The organism is Corynebacterium sp. HMSC071F07, from assembly GCF_001810285.1.
Taxonomy (GTDB): Bacteria; Actinomycetota; Actinomycetes; order Mycobacteriales; family Mycobacteriaceae; genus Corynebacterium; species Corynebacterium simulans.
Window position 1 is genome coordinate 76,797 of sequence record NZ_KV800720.1, and the last position, 9,189, is coordinate 85,985.

The 9,189-nt window shown below is 58.5% G+C and carries 10 protein-coding genes and 1 pseudogene; 6 read left to right on the forward strand and 5 right to left on the reverse strand.

Annotated features, from left to right (window positions below; translation table 11 throughout):
• The 4 genes from HMPREF2724_RS11705 to HMPREF2724_RS13360 form a co-directional block, all read right to left on the reverse strand.
• Window positions 1-465, reverse strand: a 465-nt coding sequence (locus HMPREF2724_RS11705) for a TlpA disulfide reductase family protein (protein ID WP_070588716.1), incomplete at its 3' end; no start/stop codon positions are given.
• A gap of 46 nt (window positions 466-511) precedes the next feature.
• Complete coding sequence (locus tag HMPREF2724_RS11710) at window positions 512-1,120, reverse strand: histidine phosphatase family protein (protein WP_070588667.1); 609 nt, start codon at window positions 1,118-1,120, stop codon at window positions 512-514.
• Between the two features lie 32 nt (window positions 1,121-1,152).
• Entirely contained in the window at window positions 1,153-2,475 is a 1,323-nt protein-coding gene (gene hemL / locus HMPREF2724_RS11715) for a glutamate-1-semialdehyde 2,1-aminomutase (RefSeq protein WP_062035986.1), read from the reverse strand.
• 585 nt (window positions 2,476-3,060) lie between these two features.
• Entirely contained in the window at window positions 3,061-3,192 is a 132-nt protein-coding gene (locus HMPREF2724_RS13360; protein ID WP_268751111.1) for a hypothetical protein, read from the reverse strand.
• Between the two features lie 248 nt (window positions 3,193-3,440).
• Here HMPREF2724_RS13360 and HMPREF2724_RS11720 point away from each other — a divergent pair, with 248 nt between their 5' ends.
• A complete protein-coding gene (locus HMPREF2724_RS11720; RefSeq protein WP_070497754.1) occupies window positions 3,441-4,280 on the forward strand; it encodes an NAD(P)-dependent oxidoreductase in 840 nt (279 codons plus the stop codon).
• 6 nt (window positions 4,281-4,286) lie between these two features.
• Here HMPREF2724_RS11720 and HMPREF2724_RS11725 read toward each other — a convergent pair whose 3' ends face one another.
• On the reverse strand, window positions 4,287-4,904 hold the full coding sequence (locus HMPREF2724_RS11725) for a Fic/DOC family protein (protein WP_070588669.1): 618 nt from the start codon (window positions 4,902-4,904) through the stop codon (window positions 4,287-4,289).
• Window positions 4,905-5,231: 327 nt separating this feature from the next.
• Between HMPREF2724_RS11725 and HMPREF2724_RS11735 the strand changes: the two genes are divergently transcribed.
• From HMPREF2724_RS11735 to HMPREF2724_RS12930, 5 genes and pseudogenes are all read left to right on the forward strand, one after another.
• Complete coding sequence (locus HMPREF2724_RS11735; RefSeq protein ID WP_070588673.1) at window positions 5,232-5,807, forward strand: ABC transporter ATP-binding protein; 576 nt, start codon at window positions 5,232-5,234, stop codon at window positions 5,805-5,807.
• The gene (locus HMPREF2724_RS11740; RefSeq protein WP_082778542.1) at window positions 5,804-6,853 is read left to right on the forward strand and encodes an ABC transporter permease; all 1,050 of its coding nucleotides are present in this window, start codon (window positions 5,804-5,806) and stop codon (window positions 6,851-6,853) included. Before HMPREF2724_RS11735 ends, HMPREF2724_RS11740 begins: the two co-directional genes overlap by 4 nt.
• 120 nt (window positions 6,854-6,973) lie before the next feature.
• Window positions 6,974-8,479 carry an ABC-F family ATP-binding cassette domain-containing protein gene (locus tag HMPREF2724_RS11745; protein ID WP_061920378.1) on the forward strand — a complete coding sequence of 502 codons (1,506 nt, stop codon included), beginning with the start codon at window positions 6,974-6,976 and terminating at the stop codon, window positions 8,477-8,479.
• A gap of 90 nt (window positions 8,480-8,569) precedes the next feature.
• Window positions 8,570-8,938, forward strand: a complete 369-nt coding sequence (locus tag HMPREF2724_RS11750) for a GntR family transcriptional regulator (protein WP_061920376.1) — start codon at window positions 8,570-8,572, stop codon at window positions 8,936-8,938.
• Window positions 8,935-9,189: pseudogene (locus tag HMPREF2724_RS12930) on the forward strand (hypothetical protein); the annotation flags it as partial. The gene HMPREF2724_RS11750 and the pseudogene HMPREF2724_RS12930, both read left to right, overlap by 4 nt.

A 9,189-nucleotide genomic window follows, 5' to 3' on the forward strand; every position in this document is an offset into this window, starting at 1 on the left:
GGTTGGCACGACAGAGGTCGGTACGCCGCCAAGAGCCGCAGCCGTCTTGAAAGGCGGATCGTAGATGGACGGATACTCCAGCCCGTTATCTTCCAAAAAGTCACGGGAAATTTCCGGGTTGAAGTCGCGGACATTAATTCCCAGAACTGTACCGGTACCGCGTTTGGTCAGCTCGGCGTGGATGTTTTGTAAGTCATCCGATTCGGAGCGACAAGGAGCGCACCATTGTCCCCAAGAGTTCAGTACGACGATCTGGTCAGAGAAATCATCCAAGGAAATGGTCTGGCCGTCGTGGCGCAGATTCTCTCCTGTAAAGGACTTCAACGGTTTGCGCTCTTCGGGCGCATATTTGATTACTTTTTCTCCGCCTGGAGCAAAGAATTCAAAGGTGCCGCCACTCGCCACTGCATTTTGTGCTTTATCTGCGTCTTGACCGCACGCAGTGGTAGCCGAAGCGACAACCATCAACGAGGCAACTACAGGCAAAAGTTTGTGTTTCACGGACTCTGCCTTAAATATCCTGTGCCGGGGAGGAGTAGAAGATGTCGATGAGCTGGTCATCTTGGAAGACGAGCGAGGTCACCGAGGCAAGGTCGCACTCGCGGTCCCATGGTGCGTGGGCAAGGCGCTTGCCCAGTGCGGTGCGCTGGACCATGACGATGGGCAGCTGGTGGGAGACGATGATGGCCTCGTGGCCTTCTGCCTTATCGCGTGCGCGCTCGACTGCATTAACCATGCGGGCAGCGATCTCCTCAAAAGGCTCGCCCCAGGAAGGCTGCATCGGGTTGTGCAGCAGCGGCCAACGTTGTGGGTTCCACAGCTGGGAATTCCAGCCCTTGGTGCGCAGGCCCTCAAAACGGTTACCGGATTCGATGACGGACTTGTCGATCTCAACGTCAAGGCCGGTGACCTTGGAGATCGGCTGCGCAGTTTCCTGCGTGCGCTGCAACGGGGAAGCTGCCAAGTAGGTCACGTCGTGGCCACGGAAAGCCTCCGCAGTGCGCGCCGCCATGGAGTGGCCGCGGGAGGAAAGGTGATAGCCCGGGATGCGTCCGTAGAGGATCTTTTCCGGGTTGTACACCTCACCGTGGCGGACCAGGTGGACGATAGTCGTCGACATAGAAGTTCCTTTCGCTCTTCTTTAAATGAGCTTTAAGCGCGCTGGGCTGCTGCGGCAGCCTTTGCTGCGGGCGCGAGCGCCTTTTCGATTACCTCAAAATCATTGTCGGTCAGCGCATCGGAGACAAACCAGGTTTCAAAAGCTGATGGCGGAACGTAGACGCCGCCTTCCAGAAGAGCGTGGAAGAACGGAGCAAAGCGCCAGGTATCAGCAGCCTTCATGTCGTCGAAGTTGCGGCCGCGTCCCTCAGCGAAGCGGATGGAGAACATCGAGGAAGCGCGCTGAATGTTGTGCGCCACGCCTTCCTTATCCAATGCTGCAGAGATAAGACCGGTTAGGCGGTCAGCGTTTGCGCCAAGGCGCGGGTACAGCTCTTCGTCGGCAAGCTCCAGGGACTTCAGACCAGAAGCCATCGCAACTGGGTTACCGGACAAAGTACCTGCCTGGTAGACCGGACCAGCCGGTGCCAGGTAAGCCATGACGTCGGCGCGGCCACCAAAAGCGGCGGCAGGCAGACCACCGGAGACAACCTTGCCGAAGGTGACCAAGTCACCAGCGACGCCGTCGACGCCGAACCAGCCCTTGTGTGAGGTACGGAAGCCAGTCATGACCTCATCCAGGATGAGCAGCGCGCCGTCGGCATGCGCGATTTCCTTCAGCGCCGCATTGAACCCCTCATCGGGAGCCACTGTGCCCATGTTGCCCGCGGCTGCCTCAGCAATGATGCAGGCGATCTCACCTGGGTGTGCGGCGAAAGCCTCACGGACAGCATCCAGATCGTTATAAGGCACAACGATGGTATCGGCAGCGGTTGCGCCGGTAACGCCCGGGGAATCCGGAAGGGCGAAGGTAGCAACGCCGGAGCCTGCCGACGCCAACAGCGCGTCGACGTGGCCGTGGTAGCAGCCATCAAACTTCAACACCTTTGCGCGACCGGTGAAGCCACGGGCCAAGCGCACGGCGGACATGGTTGCCTCAGTGCCGGAGTTGACCAGACGCACCTGCTCTACTGCGGTGCGCTCCACAATTCGCTCTGCCAGCAGGGTTTCCGCCTCGGTCGGCGCGCCAAAGGAAAGGCCATCGACCGCTGCCTTCTGCACAGCCTCCACGATTGCCGGGTGGGCGTTGCCGTGGATCATCGGACCATAGGAGCTAACAAGGTCAACGTACTCGTTGCCGTCGACGTCCCACAGGCGGGAAGCTTCGCCGCGCGCGATAACGCGGGCTTGGCCGCCGACCGAACCGAAGGCACGGACCGGGGAGTTCACGCCACCTGGGGTGACCTTGGATGCGCGCTCGAACCACTGGGTGGACTGGGAAACTGGCTGCTGACTCGTATTAGGCATAGCCAACATTGTAACTGCTTTGTCCCTATACAAAAGTTGGAGTGTCCGAAACGCGCCACCGCACCCAGAGCACTTCGCGCCCCACCGCAGCTACTCCGCATTCCGTTAATCCTGCACGCGCTTCAAAATGAGGTTAAGCTACTGCCGTCGCCACGTTCGCAGCGTCATGGGGGGAACAACAAAGCGCGCTGCACACCGGCTGCTCATGCAGCTAGCAGCTAAAGACCGTGGCGATGGATTTTGGGGAAAATTTTAAGGGGGAGATTTTCATCGTGCGCTCACGCATCTTCATCTGCGCAATCGGCCTTAGCGCTGTATTTTGTGCATCCTGTGCAAGCAAAGAAGTCACCATGGTTCCAGCTCAAGATATGAAACCGCTGGAAACGCAAACATCAGAAAGCACCACGCCTTGGGCCCAGGGCTCCGCGCCACAACCGGCCACACGCTTAGCGCTAGATTCCGCGCAAGCGTCATCCAGCAAACACGAACCAAAGCCGAAAGAAACACCGAAGGCGCCCGCACCTGAGCAAGCTCCGCAAGAAAGCCAACTGGCCCCGCCACCAGAAGCACCGCCGCATTCACCCGATACGGTAACTATCCACGCACCTGCGCCGGCTCCGCCACCACGGCGTCCAGCACCCGCACCAGTTCCAGGCCTGCCAAAGCTGCCGGAATTTCATATGCCACCGCCACCGCCGCCACCAGCGCCGCCGCGGATTCCCACAAAGGTTCCGATTCCGCCGGAGGTACAACAGGGAATCGATCAAATCCCGAAGCCGCCACCACTTCCACGCCCGGAGGAAATCTACATCCCGCTGCCCTAGGCCACCGTTTTCAGGCCTACGATGCCGCCGATGATCATCGCCAGCCCACACGGTGTGGGCGGTACCGACGGGATACGAACCACGGCGCTCTTCCGGTGGCACACCGAAGTTGACTGCGCGCCCGCAAACAAAAATGGCACACTGGTTTCCATGAAAATCGCATTCCTTGGAACCGGCCGAATGGGCAGCGAGCTTGCCCGCCACCTGCTCAAATCTCACGAGGTTACGGTGTGGAACCGCACCGCTGAGCGCGCGCAGCCTCTCGTCGAAGAAGGCGCCAGCTTGGCAGATACCCCTGAAGAGGCGGTGAAAAACGCCGAGGTCATCATCACTTCCTTGTTTGGTCCTGATGACATTCGCGAGCGCATCATCGAGCCCGCGCTGATCCCCGCCGGCGTTACCTGGATTGACACCACCACCGTTTCCCCGGAGGCCGCACGCGAATTTGCCGCCGCGGTGGATTCCTATGTCCACGCACCAGTCGTGGGTTCCCTGGGCCCAGCCCGAAACGGCGAGTTGGGCGTCTATGTGGGCACGCCTGACGACGACCGTCGCGAGCTCGCCATGGACATCGTCGAGCCATGGGCCGGTGAGAACAAGCTGATCGGCGTCGAGTCCGCAGCTACCGCCGCCCTGGGCAAGCTGCTAGCCAACCTCGCATTGGCAGTAACCGCCGAGGGACTGCTGGAGGCACTGCAGCTTGGCGAATCCGAGGGCCTTGATTCCGAGGTCATCCTCGAAATGCTCGATATCACCGGCCTCGCGTTCATGAAGAACATGAAGGGCCCGTTCATCACGGGTGAGCGCAACACCACTCCGGGCGACTTCACTGTCGACGCCCTGTGCAAGGACGCCAAGCTCATAGAGGCTACTTCTTCTAAGCCGCTGCCAGCAGTGCACGCCGCCATCGAACGCTTTGAGGAACAGCAGTCCATGGGCCACGGCGACCAGGACTTCTCTTCTATCTTTGTATTCCGCAACAAGGGCTAGCACGAGCTAGCGGTTGCCGACGATTTCGCGCAGCACCCGCGCCAGCTGCGCGTTATCGCCTGTGTCCTGGCTATGAAAACGTGCAGCGATGAACCGCTCACGCAGTTCACTATCAACGGCTAGGCGCTCCACGTCCAAGGCAAACCCAGCATTATCCACAAGGAACGCGAAAAAGACGGTCTGCGTGCGGGTGTTTCCCTCGCGGAAGCTGTGCACAACGTTGAGTTCACCCCACACTTCCGCCAGCTTCGGGACGAACTCCTCAAGAGTCATATCGCACAACAGGTTATCGCGGGCAAGACCAGCAAAAATCTTGTTCGCGGCCTTGGTCAGCTCTGGACCCGCTGGGTAATAAGCATGACCGGCCTTCACCATGAACTGGTCAGTAGGAGCCGTACGCTCCTGCCCCGCCCATTCATAAACATCCTGGAAAAGGTGGCGATGGATGGCTTTGAAATGCTGATAATCAAAATTCCCCTCTAGGGGCTCATGCTGTAATTCCGAGATTCGCAGGAATACCAGTTTTTCTTCGAGTAATCGGAGCTCCTCAGCATCAGTTGCCCCCAATAGATTCTTCAGAACCGTTGTTCCTGGAATGAAGTCATCTTTCCAACCCCCGCTCATTTTCCCCTGCTTACTTAAATGCCGTCCGGCGAACTTGGGCTATTGCGTCCTCAGCAGACACCGTGCCAGCGGCTACGCGGCGGGCCAAGTCACGAACTTTCGGGTCACTAACGTCATGGCCGGCCAAACGCATTGCTGCGTCTCCCAAGGCCAACTTGTTATCCCTCGGTTTATCAATTTCGGTGTCTATGAACTCATTAGCGGGCTGTGGAGTAACCATTCTTTTTCTCCCCCAAAATAGCTGTTTGACGCTAAATTTTAGCAGCTCAAGGTACCAAAACCAAGGTCTTGAAAGCCTGCAAGCAGCAGAATTGATAGCCTTGCCGCATGCTGAACATCGATGCCACTTACGGACATACCACAGCCCTCGGCCATCTTGCCCGCGAGTTTGCCCCGGGCCGCATGTACGGCCTCAAGGGAGCTAACGGCTCAGGCAAGTCGACGCTGCTCGCCACTCTCGGTGGCGAGCTCGCGGCTCTCGAGGGCACCGTCCGTGTTGATGGGAAGGAGGTGGGAACGAGGGCGTCGGCAAGCGCGGTGCTCACCGTGGCCGACCCAATCTTCCTACCGGACCTCACCGTGGGCGAGCACATCGATCTCATCGCCCGGACCACTGGCGTTGACTTCGCTGAAATCATCGAATTGTGGGCGCTTGAGGAGCTCCTACCTCCCCCCGCCACGCGTTTGTCCGCGGGCCAGCGCCAGCGCGTTTTCCTGGCCATCCAGCTCTACCAGCCCGCGCAAGTGCTGCTTATCGACGAACCCGAGCGCCACCTCGACGCCGAGTGGACGCAATTCCTCAGCAGCGAACTGCGCCACCTGGCGAAAGAAGGTCGCTGCATCATCGTGGCGTCCCACTCGCCTACCGTCACCGATGCGTGCGATGAGTTGGTGGAGCTATGATGCCTGACACCAACTCTCGTACTGGCATGACACGGGCCCTGTCGAAGTTCGGTGACGTCGTTGGAGCGATCACCATGTTTGGATGTCTCCTAGGCGTACTTTTTGGCGTATGGCAATACGCCGCCGACTATTTGCCTTTCGTCGTAATTCGCACCGACGTTGCTCCTCTACAGACAACGGGCGGCATCCTGGGATTGCTGGCGCTGATTGCGCTTCTGGAGGCGCTGTTCCCGCTGCGTGGGATGTCAGGCCCTCGGTGGGTTTACCACCTCCGCCCACAAGGACGCCTGCGGGGCATGGATTCAATTTCAGTTCTGCAGCTGCTCGGGGTCACTGCACTCGTGTTGCTGCTTTGCGTGTCCCTCGGCGCATCTCCTCTATTCGCACTGGCAGCGCCAGCATTACGCATGGCCGTGGGCTGGCGTTCCTTCACCGTTGCGTCACTGCTCGCTGCTGGCCGTTCCCGCCAGGTGAGCAGTTCAGGTGTGAACCTGCTCGACTCTGAGGTCAGCTCCGACGCCCTAGCCAGCCAAAGCATGTGGTTGAAACCGCAGATCGGTTCGTCCGCTTCTTTAGCTGGTCTTTTCGCGCGCCGTCTAGGCAGGCGTTGGTACATCGGCGTCGGCGCACTGGCAGTTGCTGGTTTGAGCCTCGGGTTCGCACCGCACCTGGGTTCGCTGGGCATTCTTGCATTTGCCACCGCTTGGTCCATGGTGGGTGCGGCCGTAAGCCGCGCAGGTTCCTTTGGGCGAATCGTGGAAGGGCCTTGGGCAGAGTGGGGTCTTCCTATGAGCGCTGCGATAGGCACAGCGATTATAGGAACGGTCTTTGTTGCCATCGTGTGGCAGCTTTCACTTGCTGCACTTGCAGTCATCGCGGTAGGCCTGGCGTGGGCCGGCTACACCAGGTCCCGCCCTGCCCGCGTGACGCAAATGAGCATGGTCGATACGGGCGGTTTCGGTGCTTCCTTTTCCCCTGAAGTGGTGGGCTACTTAAGCCGCGGTTGGAAAGGCCTCGCAGTAGTGGCAGTGGCACTTTTCTTGTAATTCCATTTCCTCACAAACTATGGACACCACGCACGCACGCTGCTAACCTTCCTTGCCATGAAGATCCGCTCTTAATTCGAAGCTCACATCAACACCTCTGACTCGAAGGCGGATCGATCCATGCCTATTTCTTTCGCTGACCTCACCATGGTGTGGCCTGACGGTAAACCCTGTTTCGCGAATCTCAATGGGACTTTTAGCGCTCAGTTCACCGGACTCGTTGGCACCAACGGCTCGGGCAAATCAACGCTGGCCAAGGTGCTGGCCGGGATACTCGAACCAACCTCAGGTACCGTCAGTGCCCCTAGCGTCGGGTACCTCGACCAAGACTTAGGCCTGAAAGTCTCCGATACTGTTGCCGACGTATTCCACGCCCGTGAAGTATTGGAGGCCATCGAGCAAATCGAAGCGGGACACTACACCGACGAGCTCGTCGAGGTCGTGGGCGAGCGTTGGGACCTCAAGGAAAAAATCAGTGCTGCGCTCGCGGCGTCGGAATTGCCCATTTCCTTGGATCGCACAATCGGTAGCCTATCGGGCGGCGAGGCCGTTACTGTCGCGCTTACTGCGCTCTTTTTCTCCGAACCTGACGTGATCATTTTGGATGAGCCTACAAACAACCTTGATGCGCAGTCCAAGGAACTTCTCCTTAGTTTGATCGCTGACTCGCCGGCCCAGGTTTTGGTCATTTCACACGACCGCGATCTACTTAATCACGCAGATTGCATCGCCGAGCTCTACCACGGCTCATTACGCATGTTTACTGGGAACTACGCCTCCTATGAGGAGGCTATTGACCACGAACAGGACACCGCGCTTGCCGACGTCCACCAGGCCAAGGCCGCCTTACGCAAAGAAGTCCGCCAGCGGTCAGCAATGCAAACGCGGCTAGCCCGGGATGAGCGTCGCGGAAAGAAGTACGCGGCTTCCAAACGCAAGCCTCCTATCGCATTGGGCCTGGACAAGAATCGCTCTCAAAACACAGCTGCCAAGCGCTCGCACGAAGCAGCCCAATCAGTGGCAAGCGCACAGCAGGAGTACAACAAAGCTCAGCTGCGGCTACGCGACGATTCTGCCGTCCATATCGAGCTTCCGAACACTCAACTGCCTAACGCAACCCAAGTTCTCCGCAGTGAGCTACTCAGCATCGTAGGCCCTGAGCGCGTCCGACTCGCAGGTCCCAACGGTTCCGGAAAGACAACGTTCCTCAACCGCGTGGCAAACGGCGACGTCGACTACGCACTAGCCTGTGGCTACTTGCGTCAGCGCATCACGCTTCCAGAACACTTGAGTATGTGGGAATTGGTAACCGCAGCCAATCCAAACGAAGATCCGCAGTTCCTCCGCAATCAGCTAGCTAAGTTGTTGTTCCAAAACGATAGCGTTCATGCCCCGCTCGGGCAGCTTTCAGGAGGCGAGCGCTTTCGTGCCGAATGTGCGAGAGTCTTGCTTTCTTCTCCAGCACCTAAATTCCTCCTTCTAGACGAACCTACGAATAACCTCGACATCCCCACTGTTGACTGGCTGGTAGATGTGCTCTCTGCCTATCGAGGTGCATTCATCTTAGTGAGCCACGACGAAGATTTTTGTTCGCGTCTTTCGATTAACCGCACTGTAGAACTCTAATCGCTTTGTATCGCTACAAGTAACACAATCTGTGCTATAGTCACTAATACAACGTTGTATTAGTTGAACCAACACAGAAAGGGGGTCGGCATGTTCCTCACCCTCAATCCAGAATCAGGTGTCCCGCTTTTTACGCAGCTTCACGACGCCATCGTTTCTGCCATCGCACATGGCGAACTACGAGACGGCGACAAGCTCGATCCAGTACGACGCGTCGCCGCAGACTTCGGCATTAATCCCGCCACCGTCAAGAAGGCTTATGACAAGCTCGTCGCCGAAGGCCTAGCCGAAACCGCTGGGCGCTCCGGCACGGTGGTTCGCCCTGGAGCCCGCACCGACGCACAAAACCAACAACTCGTTGAGGGCCTTCAGCGCGCAGCCTTGCTAGCCCGCGCACAGGGCTTCAACGATTCCGAAATCCGTTCCCACCTCGACGCAATTTTGAAGGATTTGCCATGATTTTCGCCCTCCTCATGGCGGCCATGACCCTCGCCGTCACTTGGACCATCGCCACCATCCCCGCCATCGCTTCCCTGCCGCTTGGTGTGAGCGTGCCGCAGGACAAGCGCCAAGACCCACAAGTTCAAGCCGCACTGCGTTCCTACCGCACCAAGGTCTGGATCTGCGGCATCCTCACTACTCTGCTCACCCTTGCCGCATGGAAGTGGCCTATCGTCGCCGCTTTCTCCTCGCTCATCGTGGTAGTCGGC

Coding starts and splice junctions, on each gene's coding strand:
- HMPREF2724_RS11710 (WP_070588667.1), bottom strand. CDS start 1,120: ATGTCGACGACTATCGTCCACCTGGTCCGCCACGGTGAGGTGTACAAC.
- hemL (WP_062035986.1), bottom strand. CDS start 2,475: ATGTTGGCTATGCCTAATACGAGTCAGCAGCCAGTTTCCCAGTCCACC.
- HMPREF2724_RS11720 (WP_070497754.1), top strand. CDS start 3,441: ATGAAAATCGCATTCCTTGGAACCGGCCGAATGGGCAGCGAGCTTGCC.
- HMPREF2724_RS11725 (WP_070588669.1), bottom strand. CDS start 4,904: ATGAGCGGGGGTTGGAAAGATGACTTCATTCCAGGAACAACGGTTCTG.
- HMPREF2724_RS11735 (WP_070588673.1), top strand. CDS start 5,232: ATGCTGAACATCGATGCCACTTACGGACATACCACAGCCCTCGGCCAT.
- HMPREF2724_RS11740 (WP_082778542.1), top strand. CDS start 5,804: ATGATGCCTGACACCAACTCTCGTACTGGCATGACACGGGCCCTGTCG.
- HMPREF2724_RS11745 (WP_061920378.1), top strand. CDS start 6,974: ATGCCTATTTCTTTCGCTGACCTCACCATGGTGTGGCCTGACGGTAAA.
- HMPREF2724_RS11750 (WP_061920376.1), top strand. CDS start 8,570: ATGTTCCTCACCCTCAATCCAGAATCAGGTGTCCCGCTTTTTACGCAG.